Source organism: Alkalicella caledoniensis (assembly GCF_014467015.1).
Taxonomy (GTDB): Bacteria; Bacillota; Proteinivoracia; order Proteinivoracales; family Proteinivoracaceae; genus Alkalicella; species Alkalicella caledoniensis.
The window spans coordinates 3,008,167-3,028,560 of record NZ_CP058559.1 but is presented as its reverse complement, the minus strand read 5'-3'; the positions used below and the strand labels follow the sequence as shown (position 1 = coordinate 3,028,560).

The following is a 20,394-nucleotide window of genomic DNA, read 5'->3' as shown; positions in this document are numbered from 1 at the left end:
CTCTGAATCCCTATCCTACTCCTACACCTATAGTTTCTCAAATGGCATTTGAATGTCTATAAATACTCCATAGTGGTCACTGGCACACATGCCTGATTTTTCATCAACCTCTTTTCCAAAATATAGTAGATCTTTCAATTTCGGATATGGTTTTGGGAAACAGTCATGTATAAAAATACAGTCAACTCTCGTGCTTACATCTGTAAGACTTTGTCCCTTCCAACGGGGGTTGGTGCTTAAATCCAAGGTCAACTCTCTCTTAATACCCAAAAACTCTTCGGCTACATAAGCTAGGTCGGTCCAATAAGGGGTAACTTCTGCCCCATTTAAACTTCTGTCACCCTTTAAAAATTGATGTACACTGGAGGTGTCAGAACAGTTAAAATCCCCCAAAATAAATCTGTAATCCGATTGGATAGTCGAAATTTCTTTGATGATATTTACTATACATTCTTCCTTTACAATCACACTATCCCACGGTAAATGAACATTAACAAAAAGAATCGAACTACCCATTTGCTCAACAAGAACAATAAGTGCATATTCAATATACTTAGTGTATGTAATGGGATATTTACTGTAAACAGCCAAACCTTCTCTGTCCTTCCATGGCTCAGCAACAACCACTCTACCTTCGTGTTGTGCAAAAGAGTAGTGTTTGTAGCTAGTAGACTTTAATAAATTTTCGTTGAATTCTTCGTTTTTAACTTCTTGTAACACAATTACATCTGAGTCCAGTGCATTTATTTCATTTATTATCTGATTTTCCCTTTCTGGCATTCCTTTTTCCGAGTTCCAAATATTATACGTAGCTATCTTCATAAATCTCTTCTCCCTTCGGTATAATCCTCTGTTCTTTTAAGTTATCCTCAGTATTGCTTGCTAGCTTCAAATCTAAAGGGACATTTGTTATTATCTCCTTTAGGGGCTTCATTGAACATCTAATAGCAAGTATATATTTTTTAGATATAAAAAACTGCAAGAAGAAGCCTTCTTACAGCCAAATTTTTATTAAAACCTTCATGCCCTGGCCTTTACACTTCTTCAATATTCACTTCAGTGAATTAGCAAGTAGTAACTATCATCTTCCCACACCTTCCAGTATGATTATAACTAATTCTATACCACATTTTTCTAGTTAGCAATGTTGGATAGCTAAAGTTTAATTTTTTGTTAATATTTCTAACTAAAAATCTCCATGCTCAATCAAACGAATAGCATAATACCTCTTCCACGGCTCTATTATCTATTCCCTGTACCTAAATCTAACTCAGAATACCCATTCAAATAGATCCATAAACTCTTCATAATCCCTTCACATTTTTAATTTATTAAACTATGTTAGCTAAAAATTACCCTACAAGACATACACTTTAGAAAGGTTTTGATAGTTTTTGCAGAATAAATCTGTATAAAAAATTTTAAATTAGGAGGAATACTAATGTCGCAAGAGCTAAGACTAAAGGACGTAATTGATTTAGATCTTTTACAGGAATTCCAGGATACTTTTGCAAAAGCTAAGGATTGAAGGTAACTATGAAATTAAAACCGCCCAAAGGGAGTTGAATTTCCCCTTTGGGCGGTTTTCTATGGTTAAGACAGTTATGCAATTGCATGTTAAAATCACCCACGTTCATAGGTCAGTCTATTGTAGTACCTCAGCCTTCTAAAATACTCATTTTGACACCCAATCTTCCTATAATCATTTATATATGTTTAGATTGATTCTTCCATCCTTCACTTCAACTATGCGATCTGCTTTTTCAAGCCATTGAAATCTACGAATGCAGGTAGCTCAACAGCAGCTGTTACCTCCTTGAGATCGGGGTACTGAGGGCATATAACCACTACTTTTTCATTTTTGCGAAATCCTTTGTCATTCTGTTCCTTTAAAACATAGGGGTAGCAACAGTCTATAACTGTAAGAACTATTGCCGTTTTTACATGTTCTTCCTATATACAGTGCTGATCCTCTCTGTTATGACATGGGATATTGTTCAATGCCGGTGTTAAGATTTCAGTATATAGATCTACGACATTTATTTCATCACTACTTAAACAGTCAAGAACCATTTGAACACACTTTTCTTTCTTGTGTTCCATAAGGCTTTCTACAAACTCATTAAACAGGTTCTTCATATAAACCTCCTTCACCCCTTTCATAATATTAGTGTATAAATATTATGTTTTCGTTACAATAAACAAAATCTTTTTAGAAAATCTTTACTGGCAGGACGCTATACTTTCTTAGCCAATAAAAAAATCCCCATACGAGGATTTTCTTATTGGCTAATCAATGAAAGTTCTTTTTTTAAGCTAAGTGATTAAAGTAAAAGATTGCAAGTTGGGTTCGATCTCTTAGGTCAAGCTTATCTAAAATAACACTTATGTAGTTTCTTATGGTTCCCTCACTTAAATACAGTTCTTTTCCAATTTCCTTATTTGAAAGACCCTTGGAAACCAAAGTGATTATTTCAAATTCCTTATCTAAAATGCCATAGCTTTGATAATCGTTTTTGTCTGTTTGGTTAGACATAACGGCTGGAATCTTACTAATAATTTCTTCACCAAAAACACTTTGTCCAGAGTAGACAGCGTTTAGTGCCTGAATTATACTATTATAATGCTGTTTTAAGATATAGCCCTTAGCCCCTATTTTCAGGGCTGTAATTATATATTCATCGTCTGCAAATGTGGTTAAAAAAAGTATTTTTGCCTTGGCATAAGTGGCTAGTATTTTCTCCGCAGCTTCTAGGCCACTCATTTCACCCATTCTTATGTCCATCAATAAAATGTCAGGTTGGTGTTCTTTATATAGTTTTATTGCTTCTTCACCACTATTGGCTATTGCTAAAACTTCAAAACCCTCGGTTGCTTCTATGATGGTTTTTAACGATGATGAAACTAAAATATCGTCGTCAACAATTATTATCTTCATCCTACCCCTCCTCTAAGGCTTCATAAACGAGATAAATATCTTAAACCCCTTGGTTTGATCAAAATTGATGATTCCATTTAATGATGCAACCCTTTGTTTTATACTCTCAAGTCCCATTCCTTTAAAGCTCTCTAAATCTGCCTTTTTCTTTCCATTATCATGTATAATAAGCTGAAAAAGCTTCGGGTGTTCGTACAGATTTATAAATACACGGTCACCATCTGAATGTTTAATAACATTTGCTAGGGCCTCTTTGATAATAGCTATAATTGCGTATTTTGCCTTAACAGGCATCTCACCAGTAATTTCATAATCCAGTGTTACTTTACAAAAGGTAAAGTTTCTGAGAATTTTATTGATCTCACCATAAAGGTCAATGGAATGGTCATGTAGATCGTGAAGACTTTGCCTTATAGAGTTCATCCCTTCATTTAGGGTGTTTTTAACTATTTCAAGATTTTTTATGGTTTTCTCTTCTTTGCTTACAGTCATTATAGCTCCAATTTGCAAAATTGAACTTGAAAGTAGATGACCAACATTATCATGAATTTCCCTGGCAATTCTATTCCTTTCGTTCAATGTGGCCAGATTCACTTCTATATCTTGTTTGATAACTAACTCGTTGATCTTTTCTTCAAGGGAAATGGAAAGCTCTGTTAAGTAGTCCCTTTGGTTTATGTAATCTTCCCTAAGCTTCCTTTCATTTAGAGACCGTATTTTTAGTAGATATACGATAACAGAAATCACCATCAAAGCTCCCATGGTAAGTGGTGAAGTTTCATTAAAGTGTAGTGTATAAGGGATTATAGCTAAAAATATTAGCCCCTGTTGATTATTTTTGATTAGATCATAACCCGTTAAAGGCAAAAAAAGTATAAATTTAGGATGCAATGCTGCTATCATTAAATGAGCTATAAACAAGACCTTAGCTAATTTTTTATTATTAAAGTATTCTAAAAATCCACTTATGCCTATGGCTATTGACATGGCTATAATTCCCTGGTAAGGATTATATGTGAGCAAAAGAATCCCAGATAAAGCAGAAAAGATAATTATTCTGTTTAATATATCACCCATGGCTCCACTCCCATTTTTAGTATTACTATAATTATAAACTTAGCAATGACTATTGACAAGATAAGGTAATATGACATTTGTCATGTTACCTTATGACATTTCACACTCACTATTACCTAAAATTTCAAATACAATTGGATTATAAGAAAGGGGACTGATAGTATGATAGTAAAAATGGAAAATCTAGTTAAAAGATATGGTGATTTAATCGCTTTAGATCATCTAAACCTTGAAATTAAAGAAGGAGAAATTTTTGGTCTTTTAGGTCCAAACGGGTCTGGAAAAACCACGGCTATAAATTGCCTTCTTTCACTTTTGAAATATGATAAAGGAAGCATTGAAATCTTCGATAAAGAGATGACTCCCACATCCTACGATGTAAAGAATAACATAGGTGTTGTCATGCAAGATGTGGCGGTTTTCGATGAACTCACTGTGTATGAGAACATAGATTATTTCTGTGGTCTTTATGTCACTGATAAGAAAAAACGTAAAGAACTAGTGGAGCAAGCCATAGAATTTGTTGCTTTACAAGAGTTCGTTAAGTTTTATCCTCCAAAGTTAAGTGGCGGCCTTTTAAGAAGGCTTAACATTGCCTGTGGGATTGCTCATAAGCCAAAGCTTGTTATATTAGATGAGCCCACGGTGGCAGTTGACCCACAAAGTAGAAATAACATTTTAGAAGGTATCAAAAAACTAAACGAGCAGGGGGCTACAATTATTTATACCTCCCACTACATGGAGGAAATCGAACAGCTTTGTTCAAGGCTTGCTATTTTAGATAAAGGAAAGGTTATTGCATCGGGGACTAAGGATGAAGTTAAGGGAATGATTTCCCTAGGTGAAAAGATTGTGGTACAAACATTTAACTTAACAGAGAATCATTTAGATAAAATCCGGGAAATACCTAATGTTTTTGATGTTGATTTAAAAGAAAACACCTTGATAATTAGACAAAAAAATGGTGCTTCAAACCTTGTAAACATAATGAATTTTATTGCTGAAAATGATATTAGTTATGGTAAAATTTACTCTGAGTTACCTACCCTAAATGATGTGTTCCTTGAAATAACAGGGAAAGAATTAAGAGATTAAGGAGGTTAGTTTATGTCATTTCATATTTTTAAATATAGTATAAAATCCCTGGTCAAAGACAGAACGGCCTTATTCTGGATGTTAGCTTTCCCCCTAATCTTAGCTACTTTTTTCAACCTAGCCCTAGGTAATCTTATGTCCTCAGAAGGTTTCGAGAAGGTTAACATCGCAGTAATTGGTGATCAGGAAATGCCAGCGGGACTCCTGGATGCAATGGATGAAAGTAATCTTTTCATAATTACTCACACAACAGAAGCAGAAGCCAAAGAGCTTTTATCCGACAAAGAAATCACTGGTTATATAAAAAATCAAAACAATCTTGAGCTTGTTATTAGAAGTTCTGGTATAAACCAGTCAATTGCTAAAGTCTTTCTGGATAATTATGTTCAAATCTCCACCACTGTTGTCAATGTAATTGAAGGAAACCCTGAGTTGTTGCAAGAGGGATTTTTGGATAACATAGCCCTTAACCAAAGTTTCACAGCAGAGGAATTGCCTACAAATAGTTCTATGAATGTTGTAGTTGTGTATTATTTTGCTCTATTGGCTATGACTTGTTTATATTCTGCATTTGCAGGGTGTAATGCAACTACAATAATTCAAGCAAATCAATCTAGCTTAGCAGCAAGGATAAATGTTGCACCAACTAAAAAGTTAAAAGCCTTTTTATCCATGATTGCTGCTTCAATTTGTTTTCAGTTTGTGTCTACAATTATTGCAATAACCTATATTACCCAGTTTTTAAATGTAGACTTTGGTAATCGTATCCTTCAAATCGGTATAATATGTCTAGTTGGATGCTTCACAGGCACAATGTTTGGTGCTATGTTTGGAGCAATTACCAAATTTAAACCAGAAGTCAAAGATATGTTAGTATCAAATATCACAATGGGCATGTGTTTTCTATCAGGATTGATGATTTTACAAATCAAATATATAGTCCAAGAAAAAGCCCCAATTTTAGCCTATATAAACCCAGCTAATTTAATCACCGATGGTCTTTATGCACTGTACTATTATGATACCTTCGATAGATATCTATTTAACCTGACCTTACTAGGTATCTTGGGAGTAATCTTCTGCACTGTTACCATCTTTGTGCTAAGGAGGCAAAAATATGCAAGCATTTAAAGCTTTTTATAAGATTGTACCACGGAAATTTTTAGTTGTTTTCATGATTTATACTTTAATCTTTGTTGGAATTATGGCATTTTTCTCATACAGCGAATCTAAGCAAACAGAGGATGCCTTTGAGCTTTCCAAAGTAAGGGTATCTGTTATAAACCATGACAATTCACCATTGGCCAATGAACTTGAAGCCTATATTAACGGTATTGCAAGGCCTGTTGACATTAAAACCGATGAAGAAAGCATTAAAGATGCATTGTTTTTCCGGGAAACAGAGTTTATTGTCACTATTCCCGAAGGTTTTCAAAATAGCTTTTCTTCACCAGATCCAAAAAAGATAAATACAATGTCTGTTCCTGATTCAACAAGCTCCCATTACGCAAGAACAATCATTGATAAGTATTTAAATGCTGCAAGGCTTTATTTTGAAGCTTTTCCCGAAATGTCCATTGAAGAGATCAATGAAAGGGTACTTGGTGATATTTCACAAGAGGCAAATGTATCCTTTCTCCATCAAGCAGCAAGTAAGACTGTAACCAACCTGAACGGATATTTTAATTTCTTATCCTATATTTTAATTGCAATGCTTATATCAATGGTAGGACGGGTAATGTTAATTTTTAATGATAAGCAAATAAAAATGCGTAATTACTGTGCCCCAGTAACTAGTAAAAGTTATAGTTTTCAGCTTCTCGCAGGCAACCTTTCCATCGCCATTGTGATTTGGTTAATCTTTGTTGGTCTTCCCTTTTTTATTTTCAGTAACTCAATTAACCAGGTTAGCACACTGATGTTTGTAGCTAATTCATTTGTCCTTACGATTCTTTGCTTATGCATAAGCTTTTTTGTTGCAAGCTTTGCAACTAAAAAATCTATTGACCCTATAGCAAACTGCTTCTCTTTAGGATTATCATTTTTAGCTGGTTCCTTTGTTCCCCAGGCACTGCTAAGCGATACACTAAAAACCCTAGGTAACTTTAATCCTATTTTTTGGTATGTAAAGGTTAATAATACCATTGGTGATCTCACTATTATCAACCAGTCCACCCTTAAGCCGATCTTCTATGGAATATTAGTTCAGTTGGCTTTCTCTTTTGCTTTCTTAGCAATTGCACTAGTAATAATAAAACAAAAAAAACATGCCCTATAATATCTTTCTAAAGCTTGTAAAAGCGAAAAGAAGCCCAATTAATTGACTTTGTGTCAACTACTTTGGGCTTCTTTGTTAATACCTAAACTGTAACTTTAATTTTTACTAAGAATCCAACATTTACCTTTAACCCATCTCTTGCACCGCTACTTCATCCTATTTAGACCTTCCTACCACCATATCTATAGCTGCTCTCCTACTTCTTACAGTATAGTAAACAGCTTCAGCTGAGTTTGGTGCAACTCCTTCCCTTACGCTCCTACTGTCTTGTACTACTAAGCCCAATTCTCTTAATCCCGAAAGCGAATCTACGACCATCTTGTCATTCTTATTTAAGTGGTTACAGATCTTAGAGATTCTAACACCATGCTGTTGCTTTCTAATATATTGCAATACCTCAACTGTGTTCCTATCTAGACAACGCCCTAGCAAGTATGCATCAATTTCTTCTTCACTTAATGTAGGGTATGTACTACGTATACCCTGTTTTATTGTGTTAAAGTATGCTTTACAAGGAATATTTTCATCTACAAATCGTGTAGAGTGTGTCAGTGTTTTTACTGCAATACCATCTTTAAACCCTAAGCTCCCTACACCATCATACCAGGTTGGGCCCTCTTGTTGCTGAATCTCTTTAAATTGTTCCTCAGTGATCAAGTACATCTTTCCATAGGTTTTGCCTTCTTTACCTAAGTCTAGGAAAGCCACACCTCTGCTATCCCATCTACCACTTCTGTTAGCAAAATATAGCTCATGATCTATAATTATAGGTCTTTCTTTTTTGGGAGGTGTAGTATCACTACAGCCTTCAATATATTTCATGAACCTCTCTTTATTTACATTGGATCCATAGGTTGCATACCAAACAAGATTATCATCGTTCATCTTAGCTACTACTCCCTCATGCCAAGGTTGGTATTTGTATTCTACCTTAGGTCTACCTGTAGTTGACCTGTTATAGACATAAACATAACAGTTGACTTTCTCTTTACTTTCCTCACTATAAACTTCTACCTTATTTCTCTTATATAAAGAACCTTCCCCCTCATATCTATCAAGCTCCGGTAACTTATCAACTGAGATCGTATATACCTCTCCCTTTACCTTGCCATCCCCTTGAACTATGCCTGGGAAACTACCTAAGTCATAAAGCTCATAACCTTCTAATGTAGCTTCACCTAAACACTTTGCGTCTTTTAAATAAGTCATTCCATTTCGGTTACTTTTCATTAGTGTTCCATACACAAATACATTCACTTCTTCTTTATCCACTTCAATTCTTTGTTCTAGTTTTAAATATTTGTGAGGATATAGACTTTGAAGGATACATCTATACTGAGCTGAATAATCTTCTCCCCAATCTCCTTTTGTGTTACCAGTTAATAAGCTATTTTCACAAAAAGCTATTGACTCATTGAACAGCTTTGTAAACTCTTTGCATGTATCTGGAAATTTCTCAAGGTAGATATGAACTTTAGCTGTGATAAAGACATTAAGAGCTTTAACCAAGCCATCTAGATTATCATGACCGTGTCCCTGAAAACCTCTGCCTGTTGAAGCCAGCAAACCTTTTTCTAAAGCCACATCAAATCCTTCTACCTCAGCTGCAATGTGAGGAAAATTGAGTTTGCAGCTTATCAGGATCCCAGTTGCTATATAAGTTGGCATATAGAAAAAATCAACTCGAGCATCGCTTGGTAGGTCTTGTGGATCCCAAAGCCCCCAAAAGCCCATCTTTGGATTTCGATCTAAATCCTTCTGATCCTCAACTAGCTTTTGTACGTATCTCCTTAAATCAAATTCATTAACAAAGCCTCTGGAAATATTAACTAGGTCATTATTAAGCTTTGATACTATATACTCAAACTCCTCCACGTTAATTTCCTCTGGTCTGTAAAAAGTGTTTTTCATAATAATCAGCCCCCATATTTATTTGTTAAGTTCATTGTAAAAGAATCTGAACTAAATAAATATGAGGGCTGAGCTTCAAGTTTTTAGATTAACTCTTCTATTGTATAACCACTGCGAAGAACATTGTCACTTAACAGTTCCATTTTCTCTCCCTTATAGATAACTTTAAAAGTTTTTCCATCATAATCACGTACCATACAGTCTTCATAGAAAACTACTGTGTTATCATCTTCTTGATACTCAATACAGCATGATTTACGGTTTTTTAAGCAGTCAATAACACAACCTGCACCTTCTGTATTGCTACACATATATTCACTATAAAAGCTATTCTCATCTTTATCACCAAGACTTAAATACCACTCAACTTCATCAGGCAGCATTTCAGTTGTAACATAAATAATTCTTTCCTTTGCATAGTCAGAAAGTTGAGTCCAGATGGACTTTGCCATCTCAATGGCATAGCTCCTATAAGCAGAGTCTTGACTCATGCTTTTTAGGCCTTTTAAAGTTACAATCACTTGTGTCAAATTACCTGTAAGAAAGATCGGATGAGCTGTTGAAGCCATGGTAACTCTTCCTCTTCTACGCTCCATATCTTCAATAATAAACTTCTTACCACATACCTGAAGGGGGTCATCTGTATTCCCCCTTAGCTTTGCTATATCGTCCAACACAGTCCTCTCACTTACCCATAAGATATCTGCTAAGTCTTTCACCTTATGATCCGGGTTCTGCAGATATTTAGCTATGTACATTATCCTTTCAAAACTAATGGACACAGGTATAGGCGGAAAATCTATCTCCACATGTATACCATATTCTTTACTTAAGAATCCAAGGTACTTCCTGTAAATATCAATAGCATTATCCTTGCTACTGGAATAAGCCTTTACCGATTCTTTAATACTTACTTTCAAAGAATCGACTTAAATCTCTCCATAGCCACATATCTCTAAAAGGCTATACTTTTTACTTACTTGTAATAAATTTCTTACCATTTTTTCATCATAACCCATGTATTTTTTCTTTGAACTCAAAAACTCCTCAATGGTCTCCTCAAGTAACATATCTGAACCTCCGATTTTTTATTTCGTCACATTCATACTATTCATCACTTCTCAATCTGTCTTTGACTTAAGAAATAACGTTTGCTAGGACTTACATCCTCTATATGCTCCCCCGGCTTAAGGTGTCTAAAATGCTACTACTATATAAGCACCTTACTGCTGCTCCCTTATAAAAGTCAATCCAGGCACCATCAAAGCACTTCCCTAGTAAGTTGATACTATTGATGGGGGGGGTTTTCAGCAGGATTTCCATGTTTGGTTATTGAATTACACAGTGAACTATCATTCTCACATAACTTATAACAACACAGAAAACTCCCCACGATGTGACTAAAAATCACTTAACTAGGCTGAGAATTGCATGATTGCAGTCCTGACCCCGAATTCTCTGTATTTTTTCAGAGTTTAAGAGCCAGTATCGAAAAAGGCCTATGATTTGACGCAAAGTCAAATCACGGGCCTAAGCATCTAATGAGAACCCTTTAATCTCTAAATTTCCCTGCCAAATCCTTAAGGGCTTCATCATGAACCCTAAAAGTAGTCCATTCATCCATGGGAACTGCTCCCATCTGCTTATAAAACTCAATGGAAGACTCATTCCAATCAAGGCACCACCATTCTAACCTTCCACAATCACGTTCCAAAGCCAAATTAGCAAGAAAAGCCAACATAATCTTACCTACCCCTTTCCCCTCATCTCAGGCTTTACATATAAGTCTTCTAAATATATACCAGGTCTACCTAAGAAAGTAGAGAAATTATGGAAGAACAAAGCAAATGCTACAGGCTTATCATCATATTCACCTATAACTACCTCTGCCACTTTTCTCTTAAACAGTGAGTCCATTAAAACCTCTTCAGTTGCGACAACCTCATGCAATAATTTTTCATACTCAGCTAACTCCCTAATAAATTCAAGAATCAGTGGGACATCCTCTTCCTTAGCAAATCTTAGTTTGAATCCGTCTATACCAGTATCCATTAACACTTTTTCCTTCCCCCTAGAATGTTCACCACTTGCATAAACAATCTGCATGAACAACCCTCTACTATCCTTCATAGGCAGCTCTGGTATTGTCTTCATACCATTTTCTGCAATCATCTTACCCATCACTGCCAACACAAAGCATCTATTACATCATCCAGCCTCTTTCTTCTTGGAAAGTATGCCTTATACTTTTCCAAAACACCATCTGCCTGGGGGTAGTATCTCCTCAAAATCTCCATCCTTATTTCTTGCCCTTCAATGGAGGCCTTGTGTTCCAAAACTGGCTGTCCTCCGTTTAGCTTTGCAAAACAAAACTCCGGATGACTCTCCAGCAGCCTATTTTTCCAAACTGGATGACTAAGTAAGAACTCATCCACTTGCCTGATCCCCTTAACTATTCCTAAAGTTTGCTCCGACAAACTCTTTCCTAGCACTTCGATATTTGACTCCCTAGCTCGAACTTTATCATCAGCATAAACTGCCTGCCTACAAGGGACCTGGAAGATACTTGACCCCCTCTTACCAAGTTCCTTCTTAACCAGCAAATCAGGACGCAGCTCATTTCTATTTTTCACAAGCCCTATGGGCATATCAATAAGGTAGCTATCACAGTTAGGATATCTTTCACATATATCAGCTATAGTATCAAACTGTCTCACATCAAAACTATCATCACTTATATAAACAGCTATCCACTTTCCTTTAAAACCATCTATACCTATCCAGCTGTAATTCATTGGTCATCACCTCAGTACTTAAGTTTTCTTATGAACTCATAATTGATTATGCTTTACATTTGGGTTAATACAGAACATTCTAAGATACTCTTGGGTTGCGGCGAAAATAGGTTCAGAACAACCCATTTCAAATAAAAATTTATAACATTGAGAACCTTATTACGCTTCTCCATAGAATCATCCAGCCAAATTTCATCAAAAACACTTACTTAGTAAGTTATTATTATATTATATATTCAATAACAAAGCAGGGAAATCCTGCTGGAATATAATAACCCCATGAATTGACTTTGTGTCAATTCATGAGGCTATTATATTCCTATTTTTTGTGAGCTCATGGAGGTCCACTATAAGTTAGAAATTGCACGATTGCAGTCCTGAACCCCAATTTCCTTCTGATTATTTTGAATTGATTCAATAAAAGGCGTAAAAGTCCTTCTTAGCATTCTAATTTTGATTAGAGCTAAATTAGATATTAGGCGACAAAATAAAAAGCAAATACCTCACTTATAAGATAAGTGAAGTCCTCCCCCTTATTTCAAAATATTCAATAACTTGCTAACTTAGTTACAGGCACCGAAGCATTTTTATTCTCTAACATTCCACATGTTAGATACCTTTTGCTACCACATTGTATCGTAGTAGACCACTAGGTTTTTTGGGATCATTACTCAAACAGTTTAAATCTCCGAATACTAAAAAGCTGTCTTTAGCCCTAGAAATTGCAACATTTAACATACTTTCATTTGAATCGATAAAAGAACAATCTTCCCCATAGCCGTATACCGTTGATAGTATGATAATTTTTCTTTCAGCACCCTGAAAGGTATGTACTGTCCCTACACTAATATATTCTGTAATTTCTGGAGCGATTTTTTTGATAAGTTTTTGAATACAATCAGCCTGCGCCTTGAAGGGTGTTATAATCCCAAGAAGATTTTTGGGTTCTTCATTTTTATAACCATCTTTAATAGATGAAAAATTCTCTTTAACCCATAATACTATCTCTTCCGCTTCCTTATAATTGAATCTACTACCACATTTTTTGCTCGATTTCTGAGTATCTATCTGTTTATACCCCATATGTGGTATATGCCTAATTTTATAGTTTTGATCTTTTACCCCCTTCTCTCTTTTTGGTTCTAATTTACTATTGTAAACTAGCTCATTACAAAACTGAATTATCTCATCGTAACATCTTCTGTGCTCACTAAGAAAAAGTCCTTTATTCCCATATTTTTCGTATTTACAGCTTTTTGCTGCTACCTTCATGACACTGGACTCGGATGTATTTAGTCCCAGTCGTTCTAACTCATCAAATTTTTGAGGACAATCAATAACGTTAGAGCAAACAGCTAGAACTTTATCTAGGGGTTTGCTAATATTCCATACGGGCTGTATTTGGTAAACATCACCAACCACTAAAGCTTTGTTAGCTAGGGCAAAAGAGCAAGCTGCTATCTCTGGCGAGACTTGTCCAGCTTCATCAACGATTAACAGATCAATATAGTTGTAAAAATAACCATATTTTTCACTACCTTCACTGACATAGAAAGAAAAATTCTTAGGAAGCTGAAAAAAAGTCATAACAAAACAGGGTGTAAGCATTGCAAGTCGCTTATATCTGCGATTTAAGACATCCTCAAAAGTTGTATGTTTTTTAGTTATAGGTATTTGGTTCACTCCGCTAAGCCACTGATGTTCATAGTAATGCACTGCCAACCAGAATTGTATATACCTTAAGGTAGTATCAAACACATCATTAATCTCACTTATATCTAAACCACTATTAAATCTATTTAATTCTTTATCATCAAGGTAGTTTTTAAGTTCCTTCAGGCAGAGGTTATATTTAATTTGCAGATTACTTATTTCCTTTACAATTTCATCTCTTTTTCTAGCCTTGTTTCTAAGTTCCTTTAAGATACAAGCATATTTATATTTGATCCCATCTATTGACATATCTTCCTCTAGAAACTCTTCTCCTAAACTAACGAAAGACATATTATCCAAAATTATTTTCCGTCTAAACTGTAGTATAAACCATAACATCCTATTTAATATTGGTATATTTTTGAAATGGTCCTTCCATTCTTGTAACCTGTTTTTCGTTTCCTCTATATCCAGTAGAATATCCTTTTTTTCTTTACTTAAATTATCTATGCACTGATTAACAGTAACATGTTTTATGTGTTTACCCAATTCAGAAGTTATAGTAAGGAGCTCCATTCTTATTTGATTAACTCTTTTTAGTTCTGAATTCAATTTTCTTCCCATTTCATTAAACGATATGTCTAAATCAAAGAATTTGATAAAAGAACTTTGAAATTTCACTCTGGAGTCTGTGATGTTTTTTTCCGTTTCAATCTTTTCAACAAAATAATTGCCCTTTTGATTTGTATACTGGTATCCATTTTTCTCTGCTTTATCTTTGCTTGATGATGAGGGGAAATATGTAGCAAAGCTATGAACTCCAGTAATCCACCGTTCCTCTAGATTATTTAAACCCACCTTATTTATATTCCCAAAGGATTCTATAATGTTTGTTACTGCTTGATTATTGGTAGAAGATGCTACAATAATTGGAGGTTCTGCTTCAGCTAGAGCTCTTTTTACATATGTGTCAGCAACAATAGATTGAAGTAAAGTGGTCTTACCTGTACCTGGAGGACCATTTACTGCTAGAATATCCGTATCATCCATATTTACAAAGTGATTTATGCATTCTCTCTGTGAAGGGGATAAAGGATATTCTCCACCCATCTGACCAACGTGTCTTTTCATTTGATCGAGTTCATTTTTCACTAGGTCCTTTACTGGTTTAGATTCTAAAGACACAAAATTCTCGTAAGTAGGTACTTTTGTTCTCAATATTGAATCATTAGAGTTTTCCTCAGTGCCTCTTAGCATATGATCATATAAGCTTAAAATTGCCTTAGTAGCATTAATTGTCTTGTCATTAAACACATAGATATTTTCGTCCAATTGTTCTCCATTTTCAAGCTGTCTACTTTCATATGTAACTTTTGTAGTATACTCAAATAATTCTTTAGCGTATACGAGATATTGTGTCCAGTTTCCTATCATCCAACTTTTCCCTACATTATTACTTAGGAAATCATCTAGCCTGTTAGAATCGCCAACAGCTAACACACTATCTATATTTGGGGTTAAAAATTCCCTTGGAATCCATGGCTTTTTATCCTTATCGTCATAAGGCTTAAAGTAACCATCCTTTGAGAGAAGCGCTGGGATAAAATATACAGCTGTTAAGTCATTTATTTCTTTAACTTCCTTAGTCTGTTCGCTATAATTTGTTTTAATAGTTTTTGCTGCTATGAAAACTGGTACTAAGTCCTGTACATTACCTCTTTCTTTGGTTAGTTCTGTAAAAATACCTGGATGGCTTTTCCCTTCTTCAAGCTCTTTAGCTGTAATTTGTACAAATAAGTCTTTCTTAAAATCAACGGGACGACTTCCTTGAGTTGCTACAGCCCGCCTCATGTAATCAGTCATCTCTCTTAGTTTAGTTGTCAAAAAATCACTCCTTCTAATAAACCTCTATTTAAAAATATCGTCTAAGGAACATATACTTTTTTCCTATAAACTATCATTTCTATAACTTAGCTAAAAATCCTGCACCAACGCAAATTTCTAAAGAAAATTACACTGATATTGAGTTATGCAGAAATTTATAAGTCCTTCTATTGAAGGTAATTCGGATACCAAGTAGAATATTATATATCAGAATATTATATATCATAGAAATAAGGAGGGAGAAACCAACTTGAACAATGACTTTTACAGAATTTTAGGGGTTAATGAAAGTGCTACTAAGGATGAAATAAAAAGTGCTTACAGAAATCTTTCCAAAAATTATCATCCCGATGTAAATCCTTCATCTAATGCAGCGTTTGTCTTTTCTTTAATAAAAGAAGCATATGATAATTTGTATGACGATAAAAGAAGGCTAACTTATGACATAGGCAGGCGCACAACGCACAATACTTATGCTACCTGGAAAAAAGAAACTAGTGATCAACAAAGTTACTCCTCCGGAGATCCAATAACTAAAAGGATATCACTTAATAAAATTGGAAAGATATTATTTGCCAATGTCATAAAACTAATATGCTTACCTATACTCCTTTTTTTAGTTCTCATGGATAATTTATTTATGTTGTTGTGTGCCATAACTGAATATATTGGAGGAGCTCTAATCCTTATATCAATTATAATTACAGCTACTACTCTATATAATGGCGATTTCAAAGACCTATGGATGCCTTTATTGATTTTGACAATAGGTGGTGTTTCAACAAAATTAGCATTTTTTTTGTCAACTCTTATATCCGACTTAAGAGATAAATTTATTTATTACATATACTGATAGAATACTCCATTTAAAACTTCCATGGTTTCTTAATTTTCTTCATAATAGCTATGTTTATCGTAACTTACAAATCTCCAAATAACCCTTAGGCAGAATTCAACTATATTTACCACTTCGTTAGAATGTTCAATTACACACTGTTGTAGCTAATAAAACGAGGGATTCACGTATCTGATCCCTCGTTTTTGTTCTAAACCCATTTTAGAGTTCCCAATAACCTTCCAGCATAACCTTGTAATTAGTACTCACCCAGAAAAAACAATCCTTAATTTATTAGCCCCAATAAGAGTGGGTAAGTTAGATAAGTCAATATGAGTATCCTCTTCGCTAAATCCTTGGAAATTACGTATAATTACTTTTCTTATCTGCATTTTACTCTTTGCTTAAATATGAAGTCTCATTTTTATCACTTTTACAGTGCCTAGAAAAAAAATCTAGTACTTGACCGACCTATCCACAGGCCCAGGGCTCAGACAAAAATTTTATAACATTAAGCATCTTATTACGCTGCTCCCTAGAAAAATCAATCCATCCAAATTTCATCAAGAACACTTCCTTAGTCAGTTAGTATTGTATATTCAATAGCAAGGGATGGAAATCTGCAGGAAAAAAGCCCAGTGAATTGACTTTGTGTCAACTCATTGGGCTTCTTTATTAATACCTATGCTGTAATTTATTTTACTAAGAACTCAATATTACATTGGGGATTGCATGATTGTAGTCCTGACTCCTACTCCCTTTTTTCTTAGGTGTTGTTTATAGACTGATAGATTGTCATCTAGTGATTTAGAAATATTTGTGCAGCCATTTTATAATAATAACCCATAAACACATCAGTTAAACTAAAAACTATTGTCAGATCCCGCCCTATGGGGTAACAACCATCTCTATGATTATTATACTGGCCCTTTATGTAGCTATCACTAATACTGAAGTCATAATATCGAGTATTATTATATACAAAATTTAGGCTTATTTTTCTACGAAAACCGTCGGTATTTATTACAACAGTTGGCTCTTGAATATTTACTAGTAGTAAAGAAGGTTCCCCACCTATCTCAACTTCTGGAACTCTCCTATAAGCATTATAAAAAATCATCTCGGGTTTATCATAACCACGAATATTTAACACCTGAGAAAAGGTATATCTACCTTCTTTACTCCAATAGTATGAGGAGTCATATATGTAATTTTCAGGCTGAGATCTAGATGGTGCATGCGAAGAGAATCTTATTCTTACCTTGTCTAGAATTTCTACTTGCGTTCCATTTTCATATGTAATATCTCCAATCGGCACAGAACCTTCTTTAGCTGCATTATTAGATATCGGTCTAATCCATTCCCCTGTAGATGTATCGATACCAGCAATACAATATTCACCCTGCTTAGAACTTTTTGCTAATACAATAATCTCCTTCTCCATTTGTATCCCCCCCAGTCTACAGATGAATAATATCTATGTTTTTCACCTTCTTAAAAATATTTGCTACAAGCCCTCTATGACATCTATCAGCAGTGGATTCGCTACAGAGTAAGCAAATCCTCTCATCAGCGAAAAATTTTCTCCCAATATATTCTTCTATTCTTCTTGCAGCCATTGTTTGAGAAAATTCGTCAACATATGTGTTCCAATCAATCTCTTTCTTTTTATATCTTTTCAAAGTTAGTTCAGTTGGAGAAAAAGTAGTGTCATGTATATAACTGATATTGTAAATTTTTTTCAAAAAGTATTTGATGTCTGGATACTTTGCAAATGCTGCTAGTTGAGAGGTGTTGTTCAGTCTTATATCAACTATTAGATCAATTTTATTATTTATTAATAATTCAAAAAAATCCTGAGCACTTTTTTTAGTAAATCCGATTGTATATATAGTTTGCATCATGATATTTTTACCTTTCTCTCATCCTCATACATTCTATAACCTATCTCCTTATTTCTAAGGTCATAGCTTTTTTGAACCATTTCTATCCAAGATAGTTTATCCTCGAATAAGTCCAATTGACCTCTGTTTGGAAAGTAGTCTTCAACTAGCCTCTTTTCAAGCTCTTCCTGAATTTCGTAAGAACCATCAGATAATACATTTTTAATATTGTGACCTCTATTGTAAAATTCTCTAGCTACCATTATGTTCCTATGGCAAGTACTTGGGTCTTTTTCTGCGCACATAAATGCAAAAGAATAATTTAGCCTCATTCCAGCTTCTATTTTACGAACTCCCTCTTGAAAGACATTTGATTTTGAAAATAGGTTAAAATCTAAGTACCCCTTATGGTGATATATTGGGTCTTCTTGCCTAGCTCCAAATTCATCCTTGTAATTTCTGTATATAATAGAATGGCTTTTCAAAAGTTTAGACAAATTGGTATAGTTAAATTCTTCGTGATGAATAGAAAATGGCTTACTTCTAACATCGATTAAGCTCGTTATCTTATATTCTTTTAGTATTCTTATAAAGTCATCTACTTTCAAACATGAGTAACCAATTGTAAATATGTCTTTCATACCTTTATCACCACCATTTCTATACTTTTTTTCCTATTAATAATACAAAAGCAATGAACACCTGTTCTATTTACATACTATTACTTTTATAGATATATGTCAAGGATAAACTAGGTAATAATCAGAAAATTTTGTTTACATCTTTGAGCGTACTTCATATAATAACTGTTCTTGCTCCAAACGAATATCAAGCTCCAGCATTCGTTTAATCAAGTTATCAAAGTCCTTATACTTAATGTCTTTTCTCATTTCCTCCAGTAGCTTTCTATAAGATTCTTTCATTGATGTACCTTTTTCTTGATTATTTTCTAGTGTTTCTATATCCATCTTGTAAGGCTTAAGATGCGGAATAATTTCCGCCTTCAATCTTATGAATATCTTCAAGCCCCCCAAGTCTATGTCGCCCCAGTGGTAAAACTCGACTTCCTCTTTCTCTTGTTCAAATGATTCATAAAGCTTCCTGAACCATTTTCCCTTTACAGGACTGTAGCATCCTCCGTGGTAAATGACTAACTCCTCTTCTTTTCTTTGCTGTATATACCATACATAATTAGCTTTATTTTCAATAAATAATACTCTCTTTACTTTACTTACATCAATCTGCTGCACTTCTACTACCGTTAGTGAGTTAATATATGCACCATACTGCTGTGATGAGAAATCAACTGGAGTCCCCTGACTCACATATACTATCACCTTACCGGTAAACTCCAAAATCTCAGGCCATTTTACAACGCCTTTTTCAGGAAGTAATTCTTCTTCCGCTACCTCTTCCCCTTTTTCTTTCTTTATTGCCCTTAATATAGATAGGACCTTTCCTTTCACATGCCGTTCAAAGTATTTACTATCATTATATAGATAACTACTGAGTACCCTCTCCTGAATTTCTTGTTCATTTTGGGCAAGGTAACATAAACAGTTTAAAATACTGTTGCTTAACTCCCTGTCATCAGTAAAAAAACGAGGAATTGATTGCTTTTGTTGTATGTATTCTAACTGTTTTTCTAGAAAAGGACGAATTTCTTCCTCAGCCTGCTTTATTTTGGTGAGAGAGTCTACTATATACTGCTTCAAGGTATCAACTTTATCTCCTTTTGGGACTCTTTTAAGTATCTGGTAGCATTCTCTTATTTTACCTTCTTCTAGAATCAGCCATATCCGATCTACCAAATTTCCTGTTTCATAACGGACCCAAGAGTAATCAATTAAGCCTCTTTGCTTAAGTCTTTCTAATATAGCTAAAAACTGTTCCTTTTCTTCTGCGATTTCCATGTTACGGTTTAGTTTTTTTTCATTCTGCATACGAAAAGCAATCTTTCTTGTAGATGTGGTCCCTTTGGAGGATTTGCTGTTTTCGTATTTTCCAATAAGCTTCTCTAAAATCAATGCTTGATAGTTCATAGA

The 20,394-nt window shown here is 34.5% G+C and carries 18 protein-coding genes and 1 pseudogene; 4 read left to right on the top strand and 15 right to left on the bottom strand.

What is annotated here, in order from left to right:
* Positions 1–27: 27 nt before the first annotated feature.
* From HYG86_RS14800 to HYG86_RS14780, 5 genes are all read right to left on the bottom strand, one after another.
* A complete protein-coding gene (locus HYG86_RS14800; RefSeq protein WP_213166345.1) occupies positions 28–822 on the bottom strand; it encodes an endonuclease/exonuclease/phosphatase family protein in 795 nt (264 codons plus the stop codon).
* Positions 803–982 (bottom strand): hypothetical protein, encoded by a 180-nt coding sequence (locus tag HYG86_RS14795; RefSeq protein ID WP_213166344.1) that lies wholly within the window; start codon positions 980–982, stop codon positions 803–805. Before HYG86_RS14795 ends, HYG86_RS14800 begins: the two co-directional genes overlap by 20 nt.
* Before the next feature lie 971 nt (positions 983–1,953).
* Positions 1,954–2,139, bottom strand: coding sequence for a hypothetical protein (locus HYG86_RS14790; RefSeq protein WP_213166343.1), 186 nt, complete (start codon positions 2,137–2,139; stop codon positions 1,954–1,956).
* A 172-nt stretch (positions 2,140–2,311) separates the two neighbouring features.
* The gene (locus HYG86_RS14785; RefSeq protein WP_213166342.1) at positions 2,312–2,938 is read right to left on the bottom strand and encodes a response regulator transcription factor; all 627 of its coding nucleotides are present in this window, start codon (positions 2,936–2,938) and stop codon (positions 2,312–2,314) included.
* Between the two features lie 12 nt (positions 2,939–2,950).
* Entirely contained in the window at positions 2,951–4,015 is a 1,065-nt protein-coding gene (locus HYG86_RS14780) for a sensor histidine kinase (protein ID WP_246451809.1), read from the bottom strand.
* A 162-nt stretch (positions 4,016–4,177) separates the two neighbouring features.
* On the opposite strand from HYG86_RS14780, the gene HYG86_RS14775 reads away from it, so the two are divergent.
* The 3 genes from HYG86_RS14775 to HYG86_RS14765 are packed head-to-tail and all read left to right on the top strand — an operon-like array spanning position 4,178 to position 7,388.
* Complete coding sequence (locus HYG86_RS14775; protein ID WP_213166341.1) at positions 4,178–5,110, top strand: ABC transporter ATP-binding protein; 933 nt, start codon at positions 4,178–4,180, stop codon at positions 5,108–5,110.
* 12 nt (positions 5,111–5,122) lie between these two features.
* Complete coding sequence (locus HYG86_RS14770) at positions 5,123–6,241, top strand: ABC transporter permease (RefSeq protein ID WP_213166340.1); 1,119 nt, start codon at positions 5,123–5,125, stop codon at positions 6,239–6,241.
* Entirely contained in the window at positions 6,228–7,388 is a 1,161-nt protein-coding gene (locus tag HYG86_RS14765; RefSeq protein ID WP_213166339.1) for an ABC transporter permease, read from the top strand. Before HYG86_RS14770 ends, HYG86_RS14765 begins: the two co-directional genes overlap by 14 nt.
* Before the next feature lie 156 nt (positions 7,389–7,544).
* Here HYG86_RS14765 and HYG86_RS14760 read toward each other — a convergent pair whose 3' ends face one another.
* The 6 genes and pseudogenes from HYG86_RS14760 to HYG86_RS14735 form a co-directional block, all read right to left on the bottom strand.
* A complete protein-coding gene (locus tag HYG86_RS14760; RefSeq protein ID WP_213166338.1) occupies positions 7,545–9,299 on the bottom strand; it encodes a gamma-glutamylcyclotransferase family protein in 1,755 nt (584 codons plus the stop codon).
* An 83-nt stretch (positions 9,300–9,382) separates the two neighbouring features.
* The gene (locus tag HYG86_RS14755; protein WP_213166337.1) at positions 9,383–10,219 is read right to left on the bottom strand and encodes a hypothetical protein; all 837 of its coding nucleotides are present in this window, start codon (positions 10,217–10,219) and stop codon (positions 9,383–9,385) included.
* Positions 10,220–10,228: 9 nt separating this feature from the next.
* On the bottom strand, positions 10,229–10,369 hold the full coding sequence (locus HYG86_RS14750; RefSeq protein WP_213166336.1) for a hypothetical protein: 141 nt from the start codon (positions 10,367–10,369) through the stop codon (positions 10,229–10,231).
* A gap of 482 nt (positions 10,370–10,851) precedes the next feature.
* Positions 10,852–11,351: pseudogene (locus tag HYG86_RS14745) on the bottom strand (GNAT family N-acetyltransferase).
* Between the two features lie 128 nt (positions 11,352–11,479).
* Positions 11,480–12,094, bottom strand: a complete 615-nt coding sequence (locus HYG86_RS14740; RefSeq protein WP_213166335.1) for a DUF429 domain-containing protein — start codon at positions 12,092–12,094, stop codon at positions 11,480–11,482.
* 609 nt (positions 12,095–12,703) lie between these two features.
* On the bottom strand, positions 12,704–15,631 hold the full coding sequence (locus HYG86_RS14735; protein WP_213166334.1) for an AAA domain-containing protein: 2,928 nt from the start codon (positions 15,629–15,631) through the stop codon (positions 12,704–12,706).
* 250 nt (positions 15,632–15,881) lie between these two features.
* Here HYG86_RS14735 and HYG86_RS14730 point away from each other — a divergent pair, with 250 nt between their 5' ends.
* Positions 15,882–16,484, top strand: a complete 603-nt coding sequence (locus tag HYG86_RS14730) for a J domain-containing protein (RefSeq protein WP_213166333.1) — start codon at positions 15,882–15,884, stop codon at positions 16,482–16,484.
* A gap of 781 nt (positions 16,485–17,265) precedes the next feature.
* On the opposite strand, the gene HYG86_RS14725 is transcribed toward HYG86_RS14730, so the two are convergent.
* The 4 genes from HYG86_RS14725 to HYG86_RS14710 all read right to left on the bottom strand — a co-directional run bounded on the left by HYG86_RS14725 (position 17,266) and on the right by HYG86_RS14710 (position 20,391).
* The gene (locus tag HYG86_RS14725) at positions 17,266–17,910 is read right to left on the bottom strand and encodes a dual OB domain-containing protein (RefSeq protein ID WP_213166332.1); all 645 of its coding nucleotides are present in this window, start codon (positions 17,908–17,910) and stop codon (positions 17,266–17,268) included.
* 16 nt (positions 17,911–17,926) lie between these two features.
* On the bottom strand, positions 17,927–18,370 hold the full coding sequence (locus tag HYG86_RS14720; RefSeq protein WP_246451807.1) for a DUF488 domain-containing protein: 444 nt from the start codon (positions 18,368–18,370) through the stop codon (positions 17,927–17,929).
* On the bottom strand, positions 18,367–18,990 hold the full coding sequence (locus HYG86_RS14715; protein WP_213166331.1) for a DUF488 domain-containing protein: 624 nt from the start codon (positions 18,988–18,990) through the stop codon (positions 18,367–18,369). Before HYG86_RS14715 ends, HYG86_RS14720 begins: the two co-directional genes overlap by 4 nt.
* Positions 18,991–19,125: 135 nt before the next feature.
* Positions 19,126–20,391, bottom strand: a complete 1,266-nt coding sequence (locus tag HYG86_RS14710) for a Wadjet anti-phage system protein JetD domain-containing protein (RefSeq protein ID WP_213166330.1) — start codon at positions 20,389–20,391, stop codon at positions 19,126–19,128.
* Positions 20,392–20,394 lie beyond the last annotated feature (3 nt).